The organism is Amycolatopsis sp. NPDC043887 (assembly GCF_056435665.1).
Map to the genome: position 1 here is coordinate 37,408 of NZ_JBWKEB010000021.1, position 24,571 is coordinate 61,978.

27 protein-coding genes are annotated in these 24,571 nt (G+C 69.0%); 11 read left to right on the forward strand and 16 right to left on the reverse strand.

From position 1 onward, the window contains the following. Nucleotides 1-48: 48 nt before the first annotated feature. Both AC069H_RS37625 and AC069H_RS37630 read right to left on the reverse strand, forming a co-directional pair. The gene (locus AC069H_RS37625; protein ID WP_478235499.1) at nt 49-363 is read right to left on the reverse strand and encodes a DMT family transporter; all 315 of its coding nucleotides are present in this window, start codon (nt 361-363) and stop codon (nt 49-51) included. Then, entirely contained in the window at nt 363-1,019 is a 657-nt protein-coding gene (locus AC069H_RS37630; RefSeq protein WP_478235500.1) for an FMN-dependent NADH-azoreductase, read from the reverse strand. The genes AC069H_RS37625 and AC069H_RS37630 overlap by 1 nt, the downstream gene beginning before the upstream one ends. 93 nt (nt 1,020-1,112) lie before the next feature. Between AC069H_RS37630 and AC069H_RS37635 the strand changes: the two genes are divergently transcribed. Beyond that, nucleotides 1,113-1,700, forward strand: a complete 588-nt coding sequence (locus AC069H_RS37635; RefSeq protein ID WP_478228713.1) for a TetR/AcrR family transcriptional regulator — start codon at nt 1,113-1,115, stop codon at nt 1,698-1,700. On the opposite strand, the gene AC069H_RS37640 is transcribed toward AC069H_RS37635, so the two are convergent. Then, entirely contained in the window at nt 1,701-2,099 is a 399-nt protein-coding gene (locus AC069H_RS37640) for an SRPBCC family protein (RefSeq protein WP_478235501.1), read from the reverse strand. A gap of 55 nt (nt 2,100-2,154) precedes the next feature. Here AC069H_RS37640 and AC069H_RS37645 point away from each other — a divergent pair, with 55 nt between their 5' ends. From AC069H_RS37645 to AC069H_RS37655, 3 genes are read left to right on the forward strand one after another with little or no spacing between them, the layout of a single operon-like run. Beyond that, entirely contained in the window at nt 2,155-2,754 is a 600-nt protein-coding gene (locus AC069H_RS37645; protein WP_478235502.1) for a CGNR zinc finger domain-containing protein, read from the forward strand. 18 nt (nt 2,755-2,772) lie between these two features. Next, complete coding sequence (locus tag AC069H_RS37650) at nt 2,773-3,822, forward strand: DUF2293 domain-containing protein (RefSeq protein ID WP_478235503.1); 1,050 nt, start codon at nt 2,773-2,775, stop codon at nt 3,820-3,822. A gap of 39 nt (nt 3,823-3,861) precedes the next feature. After that, the gene (locus AC069H_RS37655; RefSeq protein ID WP_340683312.1) at nt 3,862-4,218 is read left to right on the forward strand and encodes a DoxX family protein; all 357 of its coding nucleotides are present in this window, start codon (nt 3,862-3,864) and stop codon (nt 4,216-4,218) included. Here the strand turns inward: AC069H_RS37655 and AC069H_RS37660 are convergent. Next, on the reverse strand, nt 4,206-4,412 hold the full coding sequence (locus tag AC069H_RS37660; protein ID WP_478235504.1) for a hypothetical protein: 207 nt from the start codon (nt 4,410-4,412) through the stop codon (nt 4,206-4,208). The genes AC069H_RS37655 and AC069H_RS37660 overlap by 13 nt on opposite strands. A 272-nt stretch (nt 4,413-4,684) precedes the next feature. On the opposite strand from AC069H_RS37660, the gene AC069H_RS37665 reads away from it, so the two are divergent. After that, nucleotides 4,685-4,870: a hypothetical protein gene (locus AC069H_RS37665; RefSeq protein ID WP_478235505.1), complete on the forward strand. Its 186-nt coding sequence runs from the start codon at nt 4,685-4,687 to the stop codon at nt 4,868-4,870. A 64-nt stretch (nt 4,871-4,934) separates the two neighbouring features. After that, nucleotides 4,935-5,753, forward strand: coding sequence for a ComF family protein (locus AC069H_RS37670; protein ID WP_478235506.1), 819 nt, complete (start codon nt 4,935-4,937; stop codon nt 5,751-5,753). A gap of 59 nt (nt 5,754-5,812) precedes the next feature. Here the strand turns inward: AC069H_RS37670 and AC069H_RS37675 are convergent, their stop codons facing one another. The 3 genes from AC069H_RS37675 to AC069H_RS37685 all read right to left on the reverse strand — a co-directional run bounded on the left by AC069H_RS37675 (nt 5,813) and on the right by AC069H_RS37685 (nt 9,944). Continuing rightward, nucleotides 5,813-8,629, reverse strand: coding sequence for a vitamin B12-dependent ribonucleotide reductase (locus AC069H_RS37675; RefSeq protein ID WP_478228719.1), 2,817 nt, complete (start codon nt 8,627-8,629; stop codon nt 5,813-5,815). A gap of 34 nt (nt 8,630-8,663) precedes the next feature. Continuing rightward, the gene (nrdR, locus tag AC069H_RS37680) at nt 8,664-9,152 is read right to left on the reverse strand and encodes a transcriptional regulator NrdR (RefSeq protein WP_034311932.1); all 489 of its coding nucleotides are present in this window, start codon (nt 9,150-9,152) and stop codon (nt 8,664-8,666) included. A gap of 297 nt (nt 9,153-9,449) precedes the next feature. After that, the gene (locus tag AC069H_RS37685; protein WP_478235507.1) at nt 9,450-9,944 is read right to left on the reverse strand and encodes a LysM peptidoglycan-binding domain-containing protein; all 495 of its coding nucleotides are present in this window, start codon (nt 9,942-9,944) and stop codon (nt 9,450-9,452) included. A gap of 318 nt (nt 9,945-10,262) precedes the next feature. Here AC069H_RS37685 and lexA point away from each other — a divergent pair, with 318 nt between their 5' ends. Further along, entirely contained in the window at nt 10,263-10,979 is a 717-nt protein-coding gene (gene lexA / locus AC069H_RS37690) for a transcriptional repressor LexA (protein ID WP_037343289.1), read from the forward strand. 75 nt (nt 10,980-11,054) lie between these two features. Here the strand turns inward: lexA and AC069H_RS37695 are convergent, their stop codons facing one another. The 3 genes from AC069H_RS37695 to AC069H_RS37705 form a co-directional block, all read right to left on the reverse strand. Further along, on the reverse strand, nt 11,055-12,068 hold the full coding sequence (locus AC069H_RS37695) for a hypothetical protein (RefSeq protein ID WP_478228721.1): 1,014 nt from the start codon (nt 12,066-12,068) through the stop codon (nt 11,055-11,057). 192 nt (nt 12,069-12,260) lie between these two features. Further along, entirely contained in the window at nt 12,261-13,691 is a 1,431-nt protein-coding gene (hflX, locus tag AC069H_RS37700) for a GTPase HflX (RefSeq protein WP_478235508.1), read from the reverse strand. Between the two features lie 43 nt (nt 13,692-13,734). Continuing rightward, entirely contained in the window at nt 13,735-14,232 is a 498-nt protein-coding gene (locus AC069H_RS37705; RefSeq protein WP_034311941.1) for an ArsR/SmtB family transcription factor, read from the reverse strand. 61 nt (nt 14,233-14,293) lie between these two features. Here AC069H_RS37705 and AC069H_RS37710 point away from each other — a divergent pair, with 61 nt between their 5' ends. Continuing rightward, nucleotides 14,294-15,538 (forward strand): MFS transporter, encoded by a 1,245-nt coding sequence (locus AC069H_RS37710; protein ID WP_478235509.1) that lies wholly within the window; start codon nt 14,294-14,296, stop codon nt 15,536-15,538. On the opposite strand, the gene dapF is transcribed toward AC069H_RS37710, so the two are convergent. From dapF to AC069H_RS37725, 3 genes are read right to left on the reverse strand one after another with little or no spacing between them, the layout of a single operon-like run. Further along, complete coding sequence (gene dapF / locus AC069H_RS37715) at nt 15,535-16,359, reverse strand: diaminopimelate epimerase (RefSeq protein WP_478235510.1); 825 nt, start codon at nt 16,357-16,359, stop codon at nt 15,535-15,537. The two genes, AC069H_RS37710 and dapF, sit on opposite strands and share 4 nt — an antisense overlap. 10 nt (nt 16,360-16,369) lie before the next feature. Continuing rightward, nucleotides 16,370-17,272: a tRNA (adenosine(37)-N6)-dimethylallyltransferase MiaA gene (miaA, locus tag AC069H_RS37720; RefSeq protein WP_478235511.1), complete on the reverse strand. Its 903-nt coding sequence runs from the start codon at nt 17,270-17,272 to the stop codon at nt 16,370-16,372. Next, the gene (locus AC069H_RS37725; protein WP_478228727.1) at nt 17,269-17,958 is read right to left on the reverse strand and encodes a class III extradiol dioxygenase subunit B-like domain-containing protein; all 690 of its coding nucleotides are present in this window, start codon (nt 17,956-17,958) and stop codon (nt 17,269-17,271) included. Before AC069H_RS37725 ends, miaA begins: the two co-directional genes overlap by 4 nt. 235 nt (nt 17,959-18,193) lie before the next feature. Here AC069H_RS37725 and AC069H_RS37730 point away from each other — a divergent pair, with 235 nt between their 5' ends. Beyond that, nucleotides 18,194-19,507 (forward strand): DUF349 domain-containing protein, encoded by a 1,314-nt coding sequence (locus AC069H_RS37730; RefSeq protein ID WP_478228728.1) that lies wholly within the window; start codon nt 18,194-18,196, stop codon nt 19,505-19,507. Nucleotides 19,508-19,825: 318 nt separating this feature from the next. Beyond that, nucleotides 19,826-20,284 carry a hypothetical protein gene (locus AC069H_RS37735; protein WP_478235512.1) on the forward strand — a complete coding sequence of 153 codons (459 nt, stop codon included), beginning with the start codon at nt 19,826-19,828 and terminating at the stop codon, nt 20,282-20,284. Here the strand turns inward: AC069H_RS37735 and AC069H_RS37740 are convergent. Both AC069H_RS37740 and miaB read right to left on the reverse strand, forming a co-directional pair. After that, entirely contained in the window at nt 20,281-20,742 is a 462-nt protein-coding gene (locus AC069H_RS37740; RefSeq protein ID WP_478235513.1) for an Rv2732c family membrane protein, read from the reverse strand. The genes AC069H_RS37735 and AC069H_RS37740 overlap by 4 nt on opposite strands. After that, a complete protein-coding gene (gene miaB / locus AC069H_RS37745; protein WP_478235514.1) occupies nt 20,739-22,253 on the reverse strand; it encodes a tRNA (N6-isopentenyl adenosine(37)-C2)-methylthiotransferase MiaB in 1,515 nt (504 codons plus the stop codon). Before miaB ends, AC069H_RS37740 begins: the two co-directional genes overlap by 4 nt. A gap of 16 nt (nt 22,254-22,269) precedes the next feature. Between miaB and AC069H_RS37750 the strand changes: the two genes are divergently transcribed. Further along, complete coding sequence (locus AC069H_RS37750; RefSeq protein WP_478228731.1) at nt 22,270-23,181, forward strand: TAXI family TRAP transporter solute-binding subunit; 912 nt, start codon at nt 22,270-22,272, stop codon at nt 23,179-23,181. Here AC069H_RS37750 and AC069H_RS37755 read toward each other — a convergent pair. Continuing rightward, complete coding sequence (locus AC069H_RS37755) at nt 23,167-24,567, reverse strand: sensor histidine kinase (protein ID WP_478228732.1); 1,401 nt, start codon at nt 24,565-24,567, stop codon at nt 23,167-23,169. The genes AC069H_RS37750 and AC069H_RS37755 overlap by 15 nt on opposite strands. Nucleotides 24,568-24,571: the final 4 nt, after the last annotated feature.

Below are 24,571 nucleotides of genomic sequence, written 5' to 3' on the forward strand. Positions count from 1 at the left end.
TCGTTCAGGACAAGAAATGTCCTGAACGACCCTTTCCTGACACTCGGCTCACTCCGCGACCTTCGCCAGCACCACCCCTCCCACGATCAGCGCCATCGCGGCGAAGCGGCCGAAGCCGACCGGATCCTTGTGGACCACGATGCCGAACACGATCGCGCCCACCGCGCCGATACCGGTGAAGACGGCATACGCGGTCCCGACCGGGAGCGAGTCCATCGCCTTCGACAGCAGGTAGACCGCGGCGACACCGAGCACGAAGCACAGCACGGTCGGCCAGAACCGGGTGAAGTTCTCCGTCGGCTTGATGCTCTGCGACCAGGCGACCTCGACGACTCCCGCCAGGAGCAGGATTCCCCAGCCCATCAGACTTCCCTTCCGGCCGAAGCCAGCTTTTCGACGCCCAGGAGCGCCTGCTCCCGCGACGCGATCCGGTCGGGGTCACGCGGGCTCAGCCGCGGGTCGACGAGAGCGTTCGTGAGCTCGGCGTTCAAGAACGTGACGTCTCGAACGTCGTAATGCCCGGCGAAGAAGTCGCGCAGGTAGCGCTCGTGATGGTCGACCGGCTCCCGCGGCGTGCCAGGCAGGTAAGTGCCGCCACGCGCTCCCGCGACCACGAAAGCCTTGCCCGCCAAGGACATCTTCGGGAACGTCACCTGGTCGATCCACAGCTTGAGCGTCGCGGGGATCGAGAAGTTGTACATCGGCGCCCCGATCAGCACGACGTCGGCGGCGAGCAGTTCGGCCAGCAGCGGCTCGATGACCGCCCAGGCCTCGCGCTGCTCCGGCGTCTTCACCACCGAGGCGTAGCCGGCCGGGTCGGTGATCCCGGCCTGGAGGAGGGCGTCGCAGATCTCGGTCCAGGCCTGGCCGATCGGTGGCACCGGGTCGGCCGCCACGTCGCGGTAGGTGTAGCCCGCGCCCGGGTTCGCGGCGCGCCAGACATCGGCGAAACGAGCACTCAGCTCGCGGGAGAACGACGCGCTGCGGGCACTGGAGTCGAGGTGGAGAAGGTGGCTCATCGGGACCTCCCGGACCAGGAAGTGGACACGGCGTCCACTTGCTTCGCCGGGTACAAGTGGACGCCGCGTCCGGATATTCCCTAGGCTGCGAACATGCCGACGGAAGATCTGCTCGCGAACGGCCCGGGACGGGAACGCTCGGACGCCGCCCGCAACCGAGCGAAGATTCTGAAGGCCGCCGAAGAGCTCTTCGCGGCGCGCCCGGCCGCGGACGTCACGATGGAGGACATCGCCCAAGCGGCCGGGGTCGGCCGGGCGACGCTGTACCGCCGCTACCCGGACCGCTCGGCGATCGCCGTCGCCCTGCTGGACGAGCACGAGCGGGAATTACAGGAGCGGCTGCTCACCGGCCCTCCTCCCTTGGGACCCGGCGCGCCGCCCGCCGAGCGGCTGGCCGCGTTCTACGCGGCGATGATCGGGCTGCTCACCCGGCACGCGCATCTCGTCCTCGGCAGCGAGGTCGGGCACTCGCGTTTCACCAGCGGGCCGTACCGGCTGTGGCGCACCCACGTCCGCCACCTCGCCGAGCAGGCGGAAGCGAAGGACCCGGACGCGCTCGCCGACATCCTGCTGGCGCCGCTCGCCGCGGACGTGTTCCTCCATCAAACGGGCGAACTCGGCCTGAGCGCGGAACGGATCACCGACGCACTGGCCGAACAGGCCCGGCGAGCGCTCGCCTGATCAGCCGGCGAGGCCGTCGACGACGAGCTTCATCACGGCCTGCCAGTGCTCGCGCTGCACGGCACGCTCTTCCGGGCCGGCGAGCCGCTCCTGATGGAAGACCACGACCGTCTTGCCCGGCCCTGCCGGACGGAGCCCCACCTGGACCGTGCTCTCGTGATCCCAGCCCTTCGGACGCCAGGTGAGGCGGATCTTCTCCTGTTCGCGGTAGCCGCGGACCTCGCCGACGGTGCCCTCGGCCGTCTCGTACGGCGCGCCCTTCTCCGGCTCCAGCCGCACGTCACCCAGCCAGGCCGCCAGGCCCGGACCCGAGATGTACTCCCAAACCTGCTCCAGCGGATACGCCACCGTCTTGGACACGCCGATCTCCCAGCCCGCGTCCTTCGTCTTGCCGATCATCACGCCTCCGCCGTAACCGTCTTACCTGGTTTCCGAAACCGACTATAGTGGTTACATGACTCCGGGAACAAGACTGCTCGTCAACGCCCAGGGTGAGCGGTACCGGTTCGATCCGGGCAGCCTCAGCCTCGAACTCATGCTGACCGGCGGCCCGGGCCCATACGAGCGCTACGAAATCGCGCACACGCCGTCCGACCTCGCCGAATGGTTCACCGGCTCCCGGCTGGCACTGACCGCTCCCCTGACCGACGTCCGGATCCGGCCCGCCGAACTCGCCGCGCTCAAGGAACTCCGGGACACGCTCTACCGCGTCGCGCCCGCCCTCGCCCGTGGCGAAGCGCCGTCGGACGACGACGTCGCCCTCCTGAACAGCGGAACCGCGGAGACTCCGAGGCCGCTCGTCGACCCGAAGACACGGCGGCTCGCCTGGGCACCGCCCGTCACCGGGAAACAACTTCTCGGTGCCGTCGCCCGCGACGCCATCGGCCTCGTCGCGGGCGAGCGGTCCGGCCGCGTCCGCGAATGTTCCGCGGACGACTGCTATCTGCTGTTCTTCGACACCTCCCGGTCGGGCAACCGCCGCTGGTGCTCGATGGAGCGCTGCGGCAACCGCGCCAAGATCCGGGCCTACCGGGCCCGCACCGAAACCGTGTGATCGCTAGGATTCCCGGCGATGCAGGGTGAGACGAAACTGGAACAGCGCGTCGTGGAGACGGCGGAAAAGCTGCTGGCAAAACGGAAATCGGTGACCGCGCTCGACATTCTGAGCGGTATCGGCTGGCTGCCGGAGAACGTGCTCAAAAGCTGGCAGCAGGGGCGGATCCCCGATCTGTCCACGGCCTTGCCCGTGAGCGCGGAGAAACTGGAGTTCGCTCTCGGCGCGCTTCACCGGTGGACGTGGGAAAAGGCCCTCGAAAGCTCGGAGATCGAGCATGTCGGCGCGACCCGCGACCGGGCGGTCCTCCGGGTGACTTCGGGTGAACTGGCCGGTCTCGAGCCGCTGTTCCGGACGCAGTGGCTCATGCCGGGACTGTCCGAAGCCAAACGTGCGCAAGTGCTCGCCCGGCAGCAGAAGGCACCGGATCTCGTCGTCTCCGTGGCTTTGAAGGACTGGACCTGCGCCGACTGCGGCGGCACCGGCGATCTGTTGTTCCTGGAGAACGAAAAGCCGCACTGCCTCGACTGCGCCGACCTCGGTCACCTGGTCTTCCTGCCCGCCGGCGACACCGCCCTGACCCGCCGGGCGAAGAAGGCGAGCCGGCTTTCCGCCGTGGTCGTCCGCTTCAACAGGTCACGGAAGCGCAGTGAGCGGCAAGGACTGCTGGTCGAGGAAGCGGCGCTGCGCGGCGCCGAGGAACAATGCCTCGCCGACGAGGACATCCGGGAACGGCGCCGCGACCGGGATCGCGAACGCCGCGTCCACGAGGACGTCGAGTTCACCGCCCGGTTCCACACCGCGATCAAGGAGATGTTCCCCGGCTGCCCGCCGGAGCGGGCACGCGCCATCGCCGAACACGCCGGCCAGCGAGGCAGTGGCCGGGTGGGCCGGTCCGCCGCCGGGCGGGAACTGGCCGAACGAGCGGTGTTCCTCGCCGTCGTCGCCTCGATCCGGCATCTGGACACCGAGTACGACGATCTCCTCATGGCGGGCGTGGACCGGCAGGCCGCCCGCGACCGCATCCGCACCACCATCGACGCGGTGCTCGAACGCTGGCGTTTCTGACCGCTGTCACGTTCCGGGCGCGGGCCTCGTCCAGTGGGCATGTTCACCGCATATCTCATCGTGGCCATCGTCGCGATCGCGAGCAACGCCGGGATCGCCGCCGCCGACTTGGCACGTGCCCCGTTCGTCCTCAAGAACTCGGCCGAGGTCAACGTGCCCGAATCCTGGATCCCGGCACTCGCCTCCCTGAAGGCCGCGGGTGCCGCAGGGCTGCTGCTCGGCCTGCTCGGGGTGCCGTTCCTCGGGACCGCGGCCGCGGTCGGGCTCGTGCTGTTCTATCTCGGCGCCGTCCTCACCCACGTGCGGGCCCGCGTCCTCTACAACATCGCCTTCCCCGCCGGTCTCTTCGCGCTGGCCGTGGCGACCCTCGTCCTCGATCTCGCTCAGGCGAGGTAGGGACCGAAGTGTTCGGCGACGACGTCCGCGACCGCCTCGGCGCCTTCCGAACCGTCGACCCGCAGCACCCGGATGCCGAGTTCCTTCGCGGTACGGACGGCGTCCTCGGCGACGAGCCGATCCCGCTCGATCCGGTTGCGCTGCGCGCGTTCGGGATCGCTGACCCGGTGCGCCACCGCGGCGGCCCGGGGCACGCGCGAAGCTGGTGCTCACGGAAACCGTCGGTGGGCACCATCACGATCATCCGCCGCGGTGAGTCCAGCAGCGGCGCGACCAGGTCCGGGCGCAACCCCCAGCCCTCGGCGAGGATCGGGCGTCCGGAGACCAGCGCGCGCAGGTCGTCCAGCACCCATTCGAACCGTACCGGGAACCCGGCGATCGTGTCGGCGGCCGTCCGTTCGGGAGTGGTGTCCACCCATACGGTCTCCGGGTCAGGATCCGTGGTGGGCAGACCATCGCGGACGCGGTGCGCGATGCGGCGGTCCTGATGACCGCGGGCGTCGTGGAAGTCGTAGTGGTAGACGGTGATGCCGTGGCGGTGCGCCAACAGCCGGGAAACGGTGGACTTTCCCGCCCACTGGCCACCGCAGATCCAGAGCGCCTGCTCGAGCGTGCCGAACGGATCGCTGATTTCGCCGTCGATGATCACTGATTCCCTCCCTGACGCGATCGTACGTGCCAAGCTCGAGGGGTTCACGATTTCAGGGGGAGCCACTGTGACAGCACCACGTTACCGACCCGACCGCCGCGGCAGGCATCTCGAGGACTGGCGACTGCGGCCGTCGGATTCCGCACGATTCCTCGAATACCGCGGCATCCCGGCCACCGCCGATCACGTACTCGGTGTCCTGCCCAGAGCCAGGAAGGTCGGGACCTTGAAACACGACGCCGAGTGGCCGTACCGGATCCGCATGGACTTCGAGCCCGACCGTTCACTGAACGATTTCATGGACTTCCTGAAAGAGGTCCTAGTCATCCAGATCGAGCAACAGGGCTACGTCGACGCGGCGATCGCGCTGGACTTCTACCGGCGGCCGGTCGAAGAAGAATCGTCAGGGACCGTCCACACCGAGACGGGAAGCCTGCTTCGGAAGATCAAGGATTACGCCCCGACCGAGCAAGAAGAGTGGAATCTTGCGGGACAGGCGCTGTGCGACTCGTTGAGTGACGTGGTGGTCCGGCACGAGTGGTTCAACGAAGCCACTCGTATTCTCGCCGTCCCCGGCCACACCCGGGCCAAGCGCTCGGTCAGCGTCATGCTCGGCGCGCTCCTCTCTCAAGAACTCGGCATTCCGCTGACCACCGTCGAACCGAAGAGCGAGGATCGGAAACCCGCCAAGAACATGACATCTGAAGAACGTAAAGCGTTGCTCCACGAATTCCGGGTCGAGGAGGACCTCGAAGGCCGGACGGTTCTCGTTCTCGACGACATCTATCACACCGGGTACACGATGGCCGGAGTCGCCAACGCGGCCAAAAGAGCCGGAGCCACCACGGTCCTGGGCCTGGCCGCTGCCAGGAACCTCCGCCGCTAGATCGACGACGCGAGCCTCTGCGGGGACGGCGAATCGCCATCCCCGCACAGCTCGTGAACCTAGCTGCAGCCGGACGTCGCTCCGCACCCTTCGCAGGCGTAGCAGGAACCGGCGGGCCGCATCTTGGTGCCGCAGGTCATGCAGAGCGGCGCGTCGGAGGCGGTGCCGAGGTTCAATTCGACCAGTTCCGCCGTCGAATGCGCCACCTTGGCCGGCTCCGCGGATGACGAGTCCACAGTGGACCGAAGGGCGTCGAGGTCGACGTTCTCCGGTTCGGCGGCGGGTGCCGCGCCGTAGTTCGCCTCGACCTGTGCCGAACGTTCGTCGGCGGTGAAGATGCCGAGCTGCGAACGCTTTTCGTACGGCAGGTAGTCCAGCGCCAGCCTGCGGAACAGGTAGTCCATGACGCTGGTGGCGATGCGGATGTCCGGGTCGTCGGTCATGCCGGCGGGCTCGAAGCGCAGGTTGGAGAACTTCGAAACGTAGAACTCCAGCGGGATCCCGTGCTGCAGGCCGACGGAGATCGACATCGAGAACGCGTCCATCACGCCCGAGAGGGTCGATCCCTGTTTGCCGAGCTTCACGAAGATCTCGCCGAGGCCGTCGTCCGGGTACGAACCGGCGTGCAGATAGCCCTCGGCGCCGCCGACGGTGAACGACACCGTCTGGCTGGGGCGCTTCTTCGGCAGGCGCTTGCGGACCGGCCGGTACTCGACGACCTTTTCGGCCTCGGGCTCGGCCTTCTCCTTCTTGCCGGTGGACAGCGGCTGGCCGACCTTGCAGTTGTCGCGGTAGATCGCGAGCGCCTTGAGGCCGTACTTCCAGCCCTGGAAGTAGATCTCCTCGACCTCTTCGACGGTCGCCGACTCCGGCATGTTGACCGTCTTGGAGATCGCGCCGGACAGGAACGGCTGCACCGCTGCCATCATCCGGACGTGCCCCATCGGCGCGATGGACCGCTCCCCCACCGCGCAGTCGAACACCTCGTAGTGTTCCTGGCGCAGGCCGGGAGCGTCGACGACGTGGCCGTGCTGGGCGATGTACTCGACGATCGCCTCGATCTGCTCGGCCTGGTAGCCGAGTGAGGCCAAGGCGCGCGGGACTGTCTGGTTGACGATCTGCATCGAACCGCCGCCGACCAGTTTCTTGAACTTGACCAGCGAGAAGTCCGGCTCGATGCCGGTCGTGTCGCAGTCCATCATGAAGCCGATGGTGCCGGTGGGGGCGAGCACCGAGGCCTGCGCGTTGCGCCAGCCGCTGGTCTCGCCCAGTTCGATACCGCGCTTCCATTCCTGGGTCGCGAGCGCGCGGACCGCGGCGTCGTTCGAGTGGTAGGTCCGCACCAGTTCGTTGGCGGCGGCGTGCTTGCGCATGACCCGCTGGTGCGCCTCGGCGTTGCGCGCGTAGCCCTCGTACGGCCCGACGACGGCGGCGAGTTCGGCGGAACGCCGGTACGAAACACCGGTCATCAGCGACGTGATCGCGGCGGCGAGCGCGCGGCCGCCGTCGGAGTCGTACGCGTGCCCGAGCGCCATCAGCAAGGCGCCGAGGTTCGCGTAGCCGATGCCCAGCTGGCGGAACTTGCGGGTGGTGTCGCCGATCGCCTCGGTCGGAAAGTCGGCGAAGCAGATCGAGATGTCCATCGCGGTGATGACCAGCTCGACGGCCTTCGCGAACAGCGGCGCGTCGAAACCGCCGTCCTCGGTGGCGAACTTGAGCAGGTTCAGCGAGGCGAGGTTGCAGCTGGAGTTGTCCAGGTGCATGTACTCCGAGCACGGGTTGGACGCGGTGATCCGGCCCGACTCGGGGCAGGTGTGCCAGTCGTTGATCGTGTCGTCGTACTGCAGGCCAGGGTCGGCGCATTCCCAGGCGGCCCGCGCGATGGTGCGGAACAGCTTCTTGGCGTCGACCCGGTCGATGACCTCGCCGGTCGTCCGGGATCGCAGGCCGAAGTCGCCCTCTGTCTCGACGGCCTGCATGAACTCGTCGGAGACGCGGACCGAGTTGTTCGCGTTCTGGTACTGGACGGAGGCGATGTCCGAGCCGGAAAGGTCCATGTCGAACCCGGCGTCGCGGAGGACCTTGATCTTCTCCTCTTCACGGGCCTTGGTCTGCACGAACTCCTCGACGTCCGGGTGGTCGACGTCGAGCACGACCATCTTCGCCGCGCGCCGTGTGGCGCCACCGGACTTGATGGTGCCCGCGGAGGCGTCGGCACCGCGCATGAAGGAGACCGGACCGGAGGCGGTGCCGCCGGAGGACAGCAGCTCACGCGAGGAACGGATGCGGGAGAGGTTCAGGCCGGCGCCGGAGCCGCCCTTGAAGATCAGGCCCTCTTCGCGGTACCAGTTGAGGATCGACTCCATGGTGTCGTCGACCGAGAGGATGAAACACGCCGAGACCTGCTGCTTCGACGTCGTGCCGACGTTGAACCACACCGGCGAGTTGAAGCTGAACACCTGGTGCAGCAGCATCCAGGTCAGCTCGTGCTCGAAGACCTCGGCGTCGGCTGGGCTCGCGAAGTAGCCGTGTTCGCGACCGGCGTTCACGTAGGAGTGGACGACGCGGTCGATCAGCTGCTTGAGGCTCTGCTCCCGCTGGGGTGTGCCGACGGCGCCGCGGAAGTACTTGCTGGTGACGATGTTCGTCGCGTTGACCGACCAGAAGCCGGGGAACTCGACACCGCGTTGTTCGAAGTTGACCGTACCGTCACGCCAGTTCGTCATCACGACGTCCCGGTTCTCCCAGGTGACCTGGTCGTACGGGTGGACGCCCTCGGTGGTGAAGACACGCCGCACGGTGAGCCCGCCGGCCTGTTTCTTCTTCCCGCTCGTCCGCGTTGTGGCCGGGTTGCCTGTTCCCACGGTCTCGGTCATGGGTCTTTCCCTCACTCCCACGCGGGAGGCGGCATCAGCCGTCTTTCGCGTCTTGATCGCTCTCGTCCGGTGTGGCAGCCATGGCCTCACGAAGGTCCGAGATCTCCTTCTCGAAGTCCTCGACCGAGGAGAAGGAGCGGTAGACACTGGCGAACCGGAGATAGGCGACGCCGTCGAGTTCGCGCAGGGGGCCCAGGATCGCCAGGCCGACCTCGTGACTCGGGATCTCCGCCAGCCCCGCCGACCGGATCGATTCTTCGACCCGCTGCGCGAGCTGCTGCAGCGCGTCGTCGTCGACCGGCCTGCCCTGACAGGCGCGGCGCACCCCCCGGACCACCTTGTCCCGGCTGAACTGCTCGGTGACCCCGGATCGTTTGACGACGGCGAGCACCATCGTCTCCGAAGTGGTGAAGCGCCGGCCGCAAGCGGCGCAAGAGCGCCTCCGCCGGATCGCCTGACCCTCATCCACCTCTCGGGAGTCGACGACCCGAGAGTCCGCATGCCGGCAGAACGGGCACCTCATCCGCCGATCACCTTCCCCTCCGCGCCGGCCGGTCCCGAATGGACGCCCGTCCCGCCGCCACGCAACGACGAAAGATCGACATGTGGATCGATCCGTGGACATCCGGTGGGTGAACACCGGCCAGCTGTGGACAACTGGTACCGAGTCTACCCCAAGCTATGGACCAACTACAGCCATGTAACTACTACATATAGCGGTGGAGACTAGAACGCAGGTCGGGCACACGCAAGCGCAACAGCCCTGCCGTTCAGACACGAATGAGGAGCTCACCCACGAGGGGTGAAAACGACATGAGGATCACCTCCCGCCCTTCGCGACCTCGGCCGCGACCGGCACCGTGAGCGGCAATCCGGGGACGAGAACGGCGTCTTCCAGGGCGTTGAGTTCCTTGATTCTGGCGACGACCGCGCCAGTGTCACTTTCTGGCGCGAAACGCGCCGCGAGATCGGACAGGGTGTCCCCCGCGGAAACGGACACCGTCGTGGTCCGTTCGGGCACCGCGGCGCCGGGAACACCGGCCAAGAACAGACCCAATCCGGTGATGACCCCGGCGACGAGCAGGGCCATCCCGACGAGCGAGGGCCACCTGAGCGGGAGCCGCCGCGGCGCCGGGCAAGCCGGGGAGGCGGTGGCCACGCCGGGACGGCGGCCCGCCACGACTCGCGCCCTGGTCGGCGGGCGCAAGGGCTCGGCACGTCCGCCCCGCACCATCCGCACGGGCCGGGTCGCCCCTGCCGGAACGGACCTGGGGGAACTGGGCCGCACCAGTCCTCGATCGGCCAGAATCGACATCGGAACCTCCTCGCAACTCCTGCTGCGCTCGCACCGGGCCGGGACCCGGCGATCAAGATCGAACAGGCGTTCTATCGAACGCCCGTGCGAATGTGTACCACCTCCCACCGACAAAAATCGAGCGACACGGCGTGTCCATCGAACAGATGTTTGAAATCGTCGTCCCGGCGGGCTAACGTCGTTGACCAGGGCGTCTGCTGCGCGGACGCCGCCGGTGCCGTGGGCGGGGAAGATCGTCCGCCACCGGCGAAGACACGCGAAGTCGGTCCGGGCGACCGGACGTACTGGGAGGCGACGCAGAGATGAAGGAGCGATACGGTGGCTAAGGAGAGCAAGGCGGGGAACGCGCCTAGGGGCTCGGGCAAGGTGCGCGCCTTGCCCGAGGTCTACGAGGTGGACGAGACCCTGACCGTGCGGCAGCAGCAGGTGCTCGACGTGATCAAACTGTGGGTGAGCCGGTTCGGCTACCCGCCGAGTGTGCGTGAGATCGGCGAGGCGGTCGGGCTGACCTCCACTTCGTCGGTGTCGCACCAGTTGCAGGCCCTGCAGCGCAAGGGTTATCTGCGACGCGACCCGAACCGCCCGCGTGCGGTGGGGGTGCTCGCCACGACGGACGACAACCCGATGGGCATCGACGTCGAGCAGCCCCAGTCGGCCGCGAAGGCCGCGTACGTGCCGCTCGTCGGCCGGATCGCCGCCGGTGGGCCGGTGCTGGCGGAGCAGGCGATCGAAGACGTCTTCCCGCTGCCGAGGGAGATCGTCGGCGAGGGTGAACTCTTCCTGCTGAGCGTCACCGGTGACTCGATGGTCGACGCCGCCATCACCGATGGCGACTGGGTCGTCGTGCGCCAGCAGCCCACGGCCGATCCGGGCGAGATCGTGGCGGCGATGATCGACGGCGAGGCGACGGTCAAGACGTTCAAGCGCAAGGACGGCCACATCTGGCTGATGCCGCACAACGAGGCGTACGAGCCCATCCCGGGTGACGACGCCACGATCCTCGGCAAGGTCGTCGCCGTTCTTCGCAGGCTGTAGTCCGGAGCCGGAGCACGCCGGGATCCCGGGTCACCCGACCCGGGTCAGACTCGGCAGCTTCGGCAGGCTCTTCGGTCAGGCGCGCCGCTTGCGCAGCCTGCCGACCAGGAGAAGGCCGCCGATCACGACGACCGCGGCGATCCCGACCTGCACGTACGGGAAGTCGGACCCCTGGCCAGAGCCACGGGCCGCGGAGGTCCCGCCCGACGTGCTGCCCTCGGACTTCGCCGCGTCCACGGCGAGTGCGGCCGCGCCCTTCACCGCACGGATCTGCTCGCCGACGCCCTCCCCGCCGGACAGCAGCGTCCCGTCCGGATCGAAGGCGATCGCCTCGCCCTGCTTCTCGTTCGGCAGGGGCACGCGCACGGGTTCGCGCTGCAGCGCGCTCTTCAGGTCTCCGTCGGTGACGGCGTAGAGGTAGGCATCCGTGTAGGTGCGCAACGCGACCACCGAGCCGTCGGCCATCGAGGCCGCGCCGGTCACCGTCATCGAGCCGATCGACCCGACGGGTCCGCCCGGCGTCGAAGTCTCTTTGATCTGCAGCGACCCCACGCTCTCCAGCGGAGTCGGGCCAGGGCTGGCGAGCGGCCCCGTCGGCCGGTACACCTTCGCGTCGCCGAAGACGTCCTTGGTGATCAGGTACGGCGTGCCCGTACGGTCCATGATCAGCGCTTCGACGTCGTGCTGCCCGTCGGGATAGGTGAGCCGGTGCAGCGTGGCCTTGCCTTGGGGGGTCAGCGAGATCAGCGCGACCGTGTCCCGCCGCTTGCGGTTGTCGCCGGTGTCGGAAAGCCAGAAGGTGCCGTCGGCGGTGCGGGCGAGATCCTCGGGGTCGTACGGGTCCGTCGCGGCCGAGATGACCTTCTGGACCTTGCAGTCGCGGCCGAGGACGAAGACCTGCGTCTTGGTTCCGCCGTCGTTGAGGGCGTACAGATGCTCTCCGTCGGAGACCAGGCCGGAGAGTTCGCTGAGCCGGGAGTCGCTGTTCTTGCACACCGGCTGCGGCGCCGGGACCTCCTGAGCCAGGGCGGGAGCCGTCCCGCCGATGAACGCCGCCAGCATGACCGCGGCCGCGACAATCCCCCGCACATCCACCTCCGTACCGTGGAACCCCTGAAGCCCCACACTACGGAGACGTCCGGGACGGCGCGCAGTTCGGTGCGGATGCCGAGATGGGGCGGAATGTCGCGAAGGCCACTTTCAGCGGCGAGCCAGGCTCCAGTACGTGAAGGCCCCCTTCCCTACCTTCAGGGTAGGGAAGGGGGGCCTTCACGTACTTGCTTACAGAGCCGAGTTCGTCTGGAATTCGCTCAGCGCCGCGGCCAGCTCGGGCCTTCCGCGGACGACCAGGCGCGTACCGGTCTCGACGTGCTCTTCCTCCAGCACCTCGCCGTCGGCGTGGGCTCGGGAGACGAGCTCGCCTCGCGAGTACGGGATCAGCACCTCGACCACGACCTCGGGCCTTGGCAGCTTCTCCGCGATCACCTCGGCCAACTCCGTGATCCCGGTGCCGGTCCGCGCCGAAACCTGCACCGAACCGGCCATCTGGTGCCGCAACCGGGCCAGCGACACCTCGTCGGCGGCGTCGGCCTTGTTGATCACCAGCAGCTCCGGTGGGAGCGGCTCGGAACGGCGCTTCGTGATCTCGGCGAGCACTTCGCGCACCGCGTTGACCTGCTCTTCGGGCGTCGGGTCGGAACCGTCGACGACGTGCACGAGCAGGTCGGCGCTCGCCGCCTCCTCCAGCGTCGAGCGGAACGCGTCCACCAGCTGGTGCGGCAGGTGCCGGACGAAACCGACCGTGTCGGTCAGCGTGTAGGTGCGGCCGTCGGGGGTCTGCGCCCGCCGGGTCGTCGGATCCAGCGTGGCGAACAGCGCGTCCTCGACCAGCACCCCGGCGCCGGTCAGCGCGTTGAGCAGGCTCGACTTGCCGGCGTTGGTGTAGCCGACGATCGCGACGCTCGGCACCTCGTTGGCCACCCGGCGACCGCGTTTGGTCTCGCGGATGGTGTCCATCGCGGCGATCTCGCGGCGCAGCTTCGACACGCGCTTGTTGATCCGCCGCCGGTCGGTTTCGAGCTTCGTCTCACCGGGACCGCGCAGACCCACACCACCGTTGGCGCCGCCCGCCCGGCCACCGGCCTGCCGGGACAGCGCCGCACCCCACCCGCGAAGCCGCGGGATCAGGTACTGCAGCTGGGCCAGCTCGACCTGCGCCTTGCCCTCCTTGGAGCGGGCGTGCTGCGCGAAGATGTCGAGGATCAGGGCGGTGCGGTCGATGACCTTCACCTTGACCTTCTCCTCCAGCTGGCGCAGCTGACCGGGCGAAAGCTCCCCGTCGCAGATCACCGTGTCGGCACCGGTGCCCGCCACGATCTGGCGCAGTTCCTTGACCTTGCCCGAGCCGATGTAGGTGGCGGGATCCGGGCGGATCCGCCGCTGCACCAGGCCTTCCAGCACCTCGGAGCCTGCCGTTTCGGCCAGCCGGGCGAGTTCGGCGAGCGAGGCTTCGGACTGGAGGGCGCTGCCCTCGGTCCACACACCGACCAGAACGACGCGCTCCAAGCGCAACTGCCGGTATTCGACCTCGGTGACATCCGCGAGTTCGGTGGACAGGCCCGCTACCCGGCGGAGCGAGGCGCGGTCCTCGAGCTCCAGTTCGCCGGTCGATGGGTCCATGTCGTTCAGATCGTTGTGTGTCAGTTCCGTCATCGTGCCTCCATGGTCCCACGTTTCGGCGGCGGGACCGAATTCATTACCTGCTGGGATACTTCGACAGGTAGATGGCCGTGCGTTTCGCGTCCGGGTCGACCGGCCGCGAGATGAAGTCGTCGACGAGCTCCATCAGCCTTGTTTCGAACTCGGCGATCTGCTCGTCCGGTACCTGGACGACCATGCGCGTCTGCTGCACCTCGTCGAATCCCACGTCGGCGATCTCGGCCAGATAAGCCTCGAAGATCGCCTGATCGATCCCCCTGTCGCGGGAATCAAGATGCCACGACAACCCGGTCGAGCGATACGGAATTTCTTTCGCACCGCGCGTGCCGCGTCGCGGCGGGAGCGCTTCGAGGAACCCCGTGTCGACGAGCTTGCGCACGTGGTGCAGCGTCGTCGCCGGGTCGCGATCGAGTCGTTCGGCGAGTTCCTTGTTGGTCAGCGCCTCTGAGTACGTCAACCTGATGATGCGCAGCCTTATTCCGGAGGCCATGGCGGCGATCTCGGCCTCGGTGGCGGCACGTCGTGGAGTGGGCACGGAGACAGCCTAGAGCCGAAAGTGATTGACAGTTTCCAATCACTCACGCCAAGGTGGCGTCGTGCGCAGAGACTCCCTCTTCTTCCACGCGGACTTCCGGCGGCTCTGGGCGGGTGACACCGCCAGCCAGGTGGGCGCTTTCGCCGGGCACACCGTGATCCCCCTGCTCGCGGCCACCGTGCTGGCCGCGACGCCGTTCCAGATGGGGCTGCTGACCGCCGCCGAGACCATCGCGTTCCTGATCATCGGGCTGCCCGCCGGGGTGTGGGTGGACCGGATGCGGCGGCGGATGCTCATGCTGCGGGCCGACTTCGTCCGCGCGGCGTTGCTGTTCAGCGTTCCGGTCGCCTGGTGGGCCGGCGTGCTGTCGCTGACGCAGCTCATCATCGTCGCCACGCTGGTCGGGGTCGCGACAGTGTTCTTCGACGTCGCCTACCAGTCGTACTTGCCGTCGCTGGTCGGCCGGGAACATCTTCTCGAAGGCAACGCGAAACTCCAGGCCAGCCAGTCGGTCGCGTTCCTGACCGGACCTGGTATCGGCGGCGGGCTCGTGCAGCTGGCGGGCGCGGCCAACGCCGTGCTGATGACCGGGGTGGGCTTCCTGACCTCCGCGCTGTGCCTGCTGCGGATCCGCACCGTCGAAGAGGTCCCCGAACGGCAGGCCGACGAGAAGCTGCTCCCCCAGATCGTCGAAGGACTGCGCTTCGTGTTCACCGACGCGGCCCTGCGCTCGATCGTCGCCTGCACCGCGACGGCCAACCTGGCCAACGGCGCCTTCACCACCGTGCAAATCCTGTTCCTGAACCGGGAAGTCGGCCTGTCGCCGGCGGTCATCGGTGTCGTACTGGCGACCGGTGGCGTGGGCGGGATCATCGGGGCGATCCTGGCCGGGCGCATCACCCGGCGGATCGGGCAAGCCCGCTCGATCTGGTTCGTCCCGCTGTTGACCTGGCCGTTCCAGCTTCTGCTCCCGCTCGCCGCGCCGGGCTGGCGGATCGTGCTGTTCCCCGCGGCGCTGGCGATCGCGGGGTTCGGGATCATCGTCTACAACGTCGCGCAGGTGTCCTACCGGCAGGCCGTCTGCCCGGACCGGCTGCTCGGCCGCATGAACGCCAGCGTGCGCTTCGTGGTGTGGGGCATGCTGCCGCTGGGCGGGCTGGTCGGCGGTGTGCTGGGTGAGGCGATCGGGATCCGGGGAACGCTGTGGTTCGCCGCGGTCGGCGAGGCGGCCGCGGTGTTGTGGGTGGTCTTCTCGCCGATCCGGAAGCTTCGCGACCTTCCCAAGGAGCCGATCGCGGTCGGTTAACCGAGCCCGGCCCACCAGGTTTCGTCGAGTTCTCCGCGGGCGACGATCTCCGCCGGGCCGGTCAGCGTGGACCCGCCGCGATGGACTTCGACCACCACGCGGCCACCGGGGATGTCGACGGTCGCTTCGCCGGTGTCGGTGCCCGCGAGGTGCAGTGCGGCGGCGACCGCGGCGACCGTGCCGGTGCCGCAGGACCGCGTCTCGCCGACGCCGCGTTCGTGGACGCGCATCTTCAGCGCGTTGTCGCCCAGCAGGTTGATGAACTCGAGGTTCACGCCGTCGGGGAACACGTCGGAGTCGAAGTCGGGCTGGTCGCGCAGGTCGAGCACGTCGACGTCGTCCTCGACGACCGACACCAGGTGCGGGTTGCCGACGTTCACCGCGACACCGGAGAACGGCTGCCCCGCGACCACGGTCACCGAAGTACCGGTGATCGTCGCCGGTCCCATCCGCACCGTCACCGATCCGTCCGCGTGCATCCGGACCGGCCGGTCTCCGGCGCGGGTGCCGATGACGAAGTCGCGCTCGATCACGAGCCCGGAATCGACCAGGTGACGGACGAAGACCCGGACACCGTTGCCGCACATCTCCGCGATGGAACCGTCGGCGTTGCGGTAGTCCATGAACCATTCGCCGCCGGACTCGACGCCCAGTGCGGACGACCGCACGATCCGGAGCACACCGTCGGCGCCGAGGCCACGCCGGCGGTCGCATAGCGCCGCCACCCGCGCTTCGGTCAGCTCGAGGCGGCCGTCGGGGTCGGGAAGCAGCACGAAATCGTTCTGTGTGCCGTGTCCCTTAAGGAATTCGATGCCGCCCATGCCCGCAAGATTACTGGGCCGTCGCTTCGAGGACGCGCTCGGCCAGCCGCTCCGAACCGCCGTCGAACCACTGGATGCGGTTGTCCCGCCGGAACCAGGACCGTTGCCTTCGCACAAACCTGCGGGTGGCTTGCGCGGTGACCTCGGAAGCGGTCTGGAAGTCGCCGTCGCCGTCGAGCGCGGCGATCACCTGCTGGTAGCCCAGCGCCCTCGACGCGGTGAGCCCGTCGCGGAGTCCGCGGCCCAGCAACGTCCGGACCTCGTCGACGAGTCCCGCTTCGAACATGAGCTCCACGCGGCGATCGACGCGGGCGTCGAGTTCGGCCGGTTCGCGGTCGATGCCGATCAGGACCGTGTCGTAGCGCGCGGGTCCCGGTTTCGGCAGGTTCGCCGAGAACGGTTCGCCGGTGATCTCGATGACCTCCAGCGCGCGCACGATCCGGCGGCTGTTGGTCGGCAGGATGGCCGCCGCGGCCACGGGGTCGAGTTCGGTGAGCCGGGCGTGCATCGCGGCGACACCGATTTCGTCGGCTTCGGCGGTCAGCCGGGCGCGCACGTCCGGATCGGTGCCGGGGAACTTGAGGTCGTCGAGCACGGCTTGGACGTAAAGACCCGATCCGCCGGTGAGGATCGGCACGCGGCCGGCGTCGAGGAGTTCTTCGACGCGCTGACGTGCGTCGCGCTGGTATGCGGCGACGGACGCCGTCTCGGTGACGTCGAGGACGTCCAGCAGGTGATGCGGCACGCCCCGCCGCTCTTCGGGGGTCGCCTTGGCCGTCCCGATGTCCATCCCGCGGTACAGCTGCAACGCGTCCGCGTTGACCACCTCACCCCCGAGGGTGAGGGCGAGTTCGACCGCCAGGGCGGTCTTCCCGGTCGCCGTGGGCCCGACGACCGCGACCGGCCGGATCACGCGTGCTCCCAGACCGCGACGTGGTAGCCGACGCCGAACGGCGCGGCGGAGTAGAGGACCTCGGCGGTCCAGTCCCCGTCCGCCGCCAGTCCGGCGAGGACCTGCCAGGGCGCGCGGCCGCCCGCCCCGAGTTCGGCCGCCAGGACCGGGTCGAGTGCGGACAGGGCGCCCGTGTCCGCCTTGGCCAGCGCGTCGCGGATCCCGGCGTCGAAATCCCCCGCGCGCTCGTCTTCGCCGCCGGGGGAACGCGGACCGTGCCGGCTCGAACCGTCGCCGAGGACGAGTATCGCGGCGGGCTCTCCCAGCCCGCTGGCGAACTCTTCGCACTGGTCGGAGGGAGTGGCGGGGTCGACGAGGCGGACTCGGACGGACGACGCGCCGCCCTGCTCACGCAGCCAGCCGGCCACGAGCGCGGGCAACGGCAGCTCGGTTTCGGGAGCAGTCACCCGGCTGAGTGAGACTCCGAGGTCGACGCCGAATCCCCGGAAGGAGCCGCTCGCGTGCTCCGGCACCTCGGGCGCCCCCGTGGCCGCGCCGATGACGATCCAATCCGGCGAAACGCTGGTCAGGCGCCTCGCGGCGTCCAGGCAGGCTTCGCGCAGCTCGGCGCACTCGTCCGCCGCTCCGGCGGCGAGTTCGGGGATGAGCAGCGGGGGTTGCGGGAGCACGGCGACACGGCGGATCACGGCCGCCGACGTTACCTTCCCCGTCCGCGAGGACCGGCAACCGACCGCCACGGAGGGTCCTCCGGAAGTAGGATCACTGCCCTCTGGTGGTTCATCCGGTTCCACGGTGGACGCTGAGCTGCTTGAATGCCGCAAGGGGTTGATACCCCCGAAGCAAGACGGCAACGCATTACCCGGCCCCGCCGCTAGGCGGGGCGCCCGCGCCAGCGGGCGTACAGGCGATAAGGAGCCTGCGATGGCCCAGGAGAACACGTCCACCGGTACCCCGGCACCGCACCCCGTGCCGCACGCGCTCGGTGGCGGGCACCCCGCACCCCCCGTGCCGCCCGCCGAGCCCAGCCCGTCCGCTTGGGGCAGGGTCGACGACGAAGGAACGGTCTACGTCACCACACCCGACGGCGAGCGCGCGGTCGGTGTCTGGCAGGCCGGAAGCCCGGACGAGGGTCTGCTCCACTATGCGCGCCGCTTCGACGACCTGCGCACCGAGGTCGAGCTGCTGGAAACCCGGCTGGAGTCCGGCGCGGGCGATCCGAAGCACGCCCTGGCGACGGCCACGCAGCTGCGTGACGGCCTCGCCGAAGCCGCCGTCGTCGGAGACATCGCCGCGCTGAGCGGCCGCATCGAACAGGTCATCTCCCACGCCGAGAAGGCACTGGCCTCGGCCAAACAGGAGCGTGAGGAAGCCCGCGCGGCCGCCGTCGTCCGCAAGCAGGCCCTCGCCGACGAGGCCGAGAAGCTCGCCGCCGAGTCGACCCAGTGGAAGGCCGCCGGCGACCGGCTGCGCGCCATCCTGGACGAGTGGAAGACCGTCAAGGGTGTCGACCGCAAGACCGACGACGAGCTGTGGAAGCGGTTCTCCAAGGCCCGTGAGGCGTTCAACCGGCGCCGCGGCTCGCATTTCGCCGAGCTCGACAAGCAGCGCGCGGGTGCCAAGCATCGCAAGGAAGAGCTGATCGCCGAGGCCGAAGCGCTCTCGGAGTCCGAGGACTGGGGCGAGACGGCGGGTCGCTACAAGGACCTGATGACCGAGTGGAAGGCCGCCGGCCGCGCCCCCAAGGACAGCGACGAGGCGCTCTGGCAGCGTTTCCGCGCCGCGCAGGACAAGTTCTTCGCCCGGCGGTCCGCGGTGTTCTCCGAGCGGGACGCCGAGTTCGCGACCAACGCGCAGCAGAAGGAAGAGCTGCTCGTCGAGGCCGAGAAGATCGATCCCGCGGCCAACCTCGACGCGGCGAAGCAGCACATGCGGCGCATCCAGGACCAGTGGGACGAGATCGGCAAGGTCCCGCGCGAGCGCATCCGCGAACTGGACGGGCGGCTGAAGGCCGTGCAGGACGCGATCAAGGCGGCCGAGGACAGCAAGTGGCGCCGGACCGACCCGGAGGCGCAGGCCAGGGCGGCGCAGTTCCGCGAGCGGGTCGAGCAGTTCGAGTCGCAGGCGGCGAAGGCCCGTGCGGCGGGCGACGAGCGGCGCGCGAAGAAGGCGGACGAGCAGGCCGCGCAGTGGCGTGAGTGGCTCGAGGCGGCGGAAGCGGCCATCGCGGACCGCTGATCCGCCGGCACCGTCCGTGAAGGCCTCCTTACCTACCCTGAGGGTAGTGAAGGAGGCCTTCACTACTTTCACGGTGCCGACCCTAGGTTGAGCGCGCCCGTCGCCGCGTTGTGGCCGATGGTGTCAGTGGGACTCAAGGTGAGGCTCCGACACGATGAGGGGAACTTCGAGGGACTCTGGGTCCCTCAAGGAGTCCTTCACGGCAGGCGGTCGGTCATAGCGGGCAGGGGCTGGGCCTTCACTCCACTGTGGAGGGACGCCTAGCACCTTCGTGCGTATTCGGGCGCTCTCCGCGCTCAACCGTGGTCGACTTCGATCATGAACCAGACACTGATTCCCCCAGTACGCCGGGCGTTCGCCGCCCTGGCGATCAGTTGTGCTCTGGTGGCCGGGCTCGCCCCGGCCGCGGCGGCGACCGGTTCCCCGGCACCGCTCCCCGCCTCCTCCGAGGCCGGAAAGAAGAAAGTCAAACTCGACGCCTCGCTCAGCAAGAAGCAGGTCAAGGTCAACGAAAAGGTCACCCTCAAGGGGACTCTGCAGGCCGCGGAAGGCGCCCGGGCCGACGGGACGGACAGCCTCGAAGCGATCATCGTGCAGCAGCTTCAAGGAAGTGTCTGGGTGAACATCGCCGACACGACCTGCCGGCCCAACTCGACGTTCTCCCTGAAGCTGAGTTTCTCCTTCAGCGCGGTGGTCACGCTGCGGGCCTACCACCCGGAAACGACGCTCTACGCGAGCGCGTACACGTCCAGCAACCTCACCCTGCGGGTCGGCTAGCTGCGGGAGAAGGCGGCACGCATCCAGTAGACGGCCAGCGCGACGGTGGCGATCCAGGCGACGATCAGCCCGAAGCCCGGACCGCCACCGGCCGCGCCGGTCGCGTTCGAGGACTGCTGGGACCAGATCGCGAGCATTCCGTCGACGGAGGCGAACCAGCCGCCCGCGGCGCAGACCCAGGCCAGCCACCAGCGACGGGTCACCAGCGTGACGGCGGATACGAACACGCCGACCCCGGTGGAGGTCGCGGCGAACAGCTGCGGGATCCCGCCGCCCTTGCCGAGCAGCACCTCCCAGCCGGCGTGCTCGCCGACCCAGGGCAGCAGCTGCGCGACCAGCAGCACGAACACCAGCACGGCGATGGAGAACCCGCGCCTGCCCAGTTCGATCGTCTTGGCCGCGCGTTCGCCGGCTTCGTCGATCTCGGCGGCGAGTTCGTCGATCTTCGGTTCGGTCACAGTGCACACCCGCTCACCGGTTCCGGCGTGACGGCCGGGGCACCGAAGCCCGGCAGGCCCAGCGTCACGCCGTTGGTCTTCGGCCGCAGCCCGGCCTCGGAGTTGTCCCCCGCCTTGGTGCGGCGGTGCGACAGCAGGTCGCCGTCGGCGACGAGATGGTGCGGAGCGCCGTAGGTCACCACGGTCTCGACGACGTCGCCGGGACGCACCGAGCGGTCCACGAGCGGCCCCGTCGGCGTGAAGTGGACGAGCCTGCCGTCACGCGCGCGGCCACTCATACGCTGCGTCTCGGTGTCCTTGCGGCCCTCGCCGGAGGCCACCAGCAGCTCGACCCGCCGCCCGACGATCTTCTTGTTCTCTTCCCAGGAGATGTCGTTCTGCAGCTTCACGAGCCGTTCGTAGCGCTCCTGCACGACCTCCTTCGGCAGCTGCCCGTCCATCTCGGCGGCGGGTGTGCCCGGCCGGATCGAGTACTGGAAGGTGAACGCGCTCGAGAACCGCGCCTGCGCGACGACGTCGAGCGTCGCCTGGAAGTCTTCCTCGGTCTCGCCGGGGAAGCCGACGATGATGTCGGTGGTGATCGCGGCGTCGGGCATCGATTCGCGCACGCGGTCGAGGAGCTTGAGGTAGCGGGCCGAACGGTAGGACCGCTTCATCTCGCGCAGCACCCGGTCCGAACCGGACTGCAGCGGCATGTGCAGCTGGTGGCACACGTTCGGCGTCTCGGCCATCGCGTCGATGACGTCCTCGGTGAACGCCGCCGGATGCGGCGAGGTGAACCGGACGCGCTCCAGCCCGTCCACGGAACCGCAGGCGCGCAGCAGCTTCCCGAACGCGAGCCGGTCGCCGAATTCGACGCCGTAGGAGTTCACGTTCTGGCCGAGCAGGGTCACTTCCAGTACGCCTTCGGCGACGAGCGCCTCGACCTCGGCGAGGATCTCGCCGGGGCGGCGGTCGCGTTCCTTGCCGCGCAGCGCCGGGACGATGCAGAAGGTGCACGTGTTGTTGCAGCCGACCGAAATCGACACCCAGCCCGCGTACGCCGAGTCCCGCTTCGCCGGGAGCGTCGAAGGGAAGGTCTCGAGCGCTTCGAGGATCTCGACCTCGGCCTCGGCGTTGTGCCGCGCGCGCTCCAGCAGCGTCGGCAGCGAACCGATGTTGTGCGTGCCGAAGACGACGTCGACCCAGGGCGCGCGCTTGACGATCTCGCCGCGGTCCTTCTGGGCGAGGCAGCCGCCGACGGCGATCTGCATGTCCGGCTTCGCCGTCTTCTGCGGCCGCAGGTGGCCGAGGGTGCCGTACAGCTTGTTGTCCGCGTTCTCCCGCACCGCGCAGGTGTTGAACACGATCAGGTCGGGTGTGGCCTCGCCGTCACCCGGTACGTAGCCGGCGTCCTCGAGCTGCCCGGCAAGACGTTCGGAGTCATGCACGTTCATCTGGCAGCCGAAGGTGCGGATCTGGTAAGTGCGCGCGCTCATCTCGCCTTCGAGGGTACGCGGGCGGGGTTCCATGGCACGATCGACCCTCATGAGGAGACCAGGGGTGCTCGCGGTGGTGATCGCCGTCGTCTGTGCCCTGGTCGCCGGGTGCGGGCCCGATCTCTCCGGGACGAAGGTGCGGATCGCGGCGGGGCTCGACGGCGGCGTCTACGACAAGCTGGCCGAGGCGCTGGCCGACGCGTGGGCCGCGCAACTGGACACCGAGCGGCCCGTGATCCAGGAGACCCAGGGGTCGCCGGACAACGTCGGACGGGTGCGTGCGGGGAAGGCCGACGTGGCGTTCGTGGCCGCCGACGTGGCCGCCGACGACACCGCCGGTTTGGCCGCGCTGGCCCGCGTGCACGACGACTATCTGCACGTCATCGTCCGCGCCGACTCGTCGATCAGGTCCTTCGCGCAGTTGCGCGGGCACAAGGTCGCGATCGGTTCGCCGGATTCGGGTGTCGAGTTCCTGTCGAAGCAGTTGCTGAAGGCGTCGGGGCTGACCGGCGCGATCGACCGGCGCAATCTCGGCCTCCCCGAGGCGCTGCCCGCGCTGGAGAACCGGCAGATCGACGCCGTCATCTGGTCGGGTGGCCTGCCGACGCCGTCGATCACCGAGAAGGTGCACACGGTCGGCCTGCGGCTGCTCGACATCACCGATCTCGCGGACGCGCTGCGGGCCACCAGCCCGGTGTACCGGACGGCGACCATCCCGGTGACGGCCTACAACCTGCCCTCACCGGTGACCACGCTCGTGCTGCCGAACTTCCTGGTGGTGCCGACGTCGATGCGCGACGACGTCGCCGAGGCGCTCGTGCGCGGGCTGTTCGACGCGCGGGACCAGCTGGTCAAGGCGGCGGGCGCGGCGTTGTCGATCGACATCCATCCCGCCATCGAGACCGCTCCCCTGCCGCTGCACCCGGGCGCGCTGCGCTACTTCCGGTCACTCAAGGATTAACGGCAGGGTCACGGTCACCTGAAGGCCGCCGCCTTCGGGTGAGCCGAGCCGCAGCGAACCGTCCGAACGGGCCAGGATCTCGGTGACGATCGCCAGGCCGAGGCCGGATCCGGGCACGTTCTGATGCGCGGTGCTGCGCCAGAACCGGTCCGCCGCGCGTTCCAGCTCGTCTTCGCGCAGGCCGGGGCCGTGGTCACGGACGGCGATGTCGACCTTCCCGTCCGTGGTGGTGACGTCCACCCGCACCTCGGTCCCCGGCTCGGTGAACTTGAGCGCGTTGTCCAGCAGCGCGTCGAGGACCACTTCGAGGCCGCGTGCCGGGGTGAGCACCCGCAGTCCGCCGCCCAGCCCGGTCGCCACCAGCGTGATGTCGCGTGCCGCGCCGACCACGGTCCAGTCGGCGACCCGGGCGCCCACCATCTCGTCGAGGCCGACCGGCACCAGTTCGCCGCCCGAGGCCTCGGCGCGGGCCAGCGAGAGGAGTTCGTCGAGGATCTGGTTGAGCCGTCGCGCGTCGACGACGGCGGCTTCGAGGTCGGCCGCGGCGAGATCGTCGTCGACGTGGCCGTCGAGGTTGCCGAGCCGGATCTTCAACGCGGTCAACGGGTTCCGCAGCTGATGGGAGGCGTCGGCGACGAACGCGCGCTGCGCCGACAGTGCCTCGTCGACGCTGGCGGCCATCCGGTCGAAGGACCGTTCGAGCTGCCGCAGTTCCGGCGGGCCGCCGGTCTCGCCCACCCGTTTGACCTCGCGGCCGCTGACCACGGAGGCGACCAGTTCGCCGGTGGCGTCGTCGAGCCGCCGGACCGGGCGCAGGATCCAGCGCACCACCGGCACGGCGACCAGGAGCGCGATACCGAACGCCAGCACCGCGCCCGCCGCGATGAGCAGCCACCACCACAACAGTTCGGTGCGGGCCTTGTCCGTCGAGGACACCGTGATCACCGCGCCCCGCACCTCGCCGTCGATGAGGATCGGCTCGGCCAGCACCAGCGGCTCGGTGTTCCACGGCATCAGCAGCGGTCCGGGCTCCGAACGCCGTCCCGCCAGCGCCTGCTGCAGATGCGAAGCGATGACGGGGTCCTTCAGGTCGATCCCCGCCGTCTCACCCGGACCCCTGGCGACGGATTCGCCGTCCTGGTCGACGATCGCCACCGGCACCCCGTAGACCTCGGTGTAGCGGAGGAGTTCGTCCTCGATCAGGTCCGGCCGGTTCTCCACCAGCGGGCGCTGTGCCAGCGACGCGAACCGGGAGGTGTCGGTGAGGCGGTCGAGGAAGAGGTCGAGCTGCACACTGGCCGCCACGCTGAGCGCGAGCGGGATGCCGAGGCCGAACACGAGCGCCGCGACCAGCGTCAGCACGATCGCCTGGAGCCGGACGCGCACCGGC

Excerpts from the sequence above, each read along its gene's own strand:
- AC069H_RS37625 (WP_478235499.1), bottom strand. The coding sequence starts at position 363 with ATGGGCTGGGGAATCCTGCTCCTGGCGGGAGTCGTCGAGGTCGCCTGG.
- AC069H_RS37630 (WP_478235500.1), bottom strand. The coding sequence starts at position 1,019 with ATGAGCCACCTTCTCCACCTCGACTCCAGTGCCCGCAGCGCGTCGTTC.
- AC069H_RS37635 (WP_478228713.1), top strand. The coding sequence starts at position 1,113 with ATGCCGACGGAAGATCTGCTCGCGAACGGCCCGGGACGGGAACGCTCG.
- AC069H_RS37640 (WP_478235501.1), bottom strand. The coding sequence starts at position 2,099 with ATGATCGGCAAGACGAAGGACGCGGGCTGGGAGATCGGCGTGTCCAAG.
- AC069H_RS37645 (WP_478235502.1), top strand. The coding sequence starts at position 2,155 with ATGACTCCGGGAACAAGACTGCTCGTCAACGCCCAGGGTGAGCGGTAC.
- AC069H_RS37650 (WP_478235503.1), top strand. The coding sequence starts at position 2,773 with ATGCAGGGTGAGACGAAACTGGAACAGCGCGTCGTGGAGACGGCGGAA.
- AC069H_RS37655 (WP_340683312.1), top strand. The coding sequence starts at position 3,862 with ATGTTCACCGCATATCTCATCGTGGCCATCGTCGCGATCGCGAGCAAC.
- AC069H_RS37675 (WP_478228719.1), bottom strand. The coding sequence starts at position 8,629 with ATGACCGAGACCGTGGGAACAGGCAACCCGGCCACAACGCGGACGAGC.
- nrdR (WP_034311932.1), bottom strand. The coding sequence starts at position 9,152 with ATGAGGTGCCCGTTCTGCCGGCATGCGGACTCTCGGGTCGTCGACTCC.
- AC069H_RS37685 (WP_478235507.1), bottom strand. The coding sequence starts at position 9,944 with ATGTCGATTCTGGCCGATCGAGGACTGGTGCGGCCCAGTTCCCCCAGG.
- hflX (WP_478235508.1), bottom strand. The coding sequence starts at position 13,691 with ATGACGGAACTGACACACAACGATCTGAACGACATGGACCCATCGACC.
- dapF (WP_478235510.1), bottom strand. The coding sequence starts at position 16,359 with ATGGGCGGCATCGAATTCCTTAAGGGACACGGCACACAGAACGATTTC.
- AC069H_RS37730 (WP_478228728.1), top strand. The coding sequence starts at position 18,194 with ATGGCCCAGGAGAACACGTCCACCGGTACCCCGGCACCGCACCCCGTG.
- AC069H_RS37735 (WP_478235512.1), top strand. The coding sequence starts at position 19,826 with ATGAACCAGACACTGATTCCCCCAGTACGCCGGGCGTTCGCCGCCCTG.
- miaB (WP_478235514.1), bottom strand. The coding sequence starts at position 22,253 with ATGGAACCCCGCCCGCGTACCCTCGAAGGCGAGATGAGCGCGCGCACT.
- AC069H_RS37750 (WP_478228731.1), top strand. The coding sequence starts at position 22,270 with ATGAGGAGACCAGGGGTGCTCGCGGTGGTGATCGCCGTCGTCTGTGCC.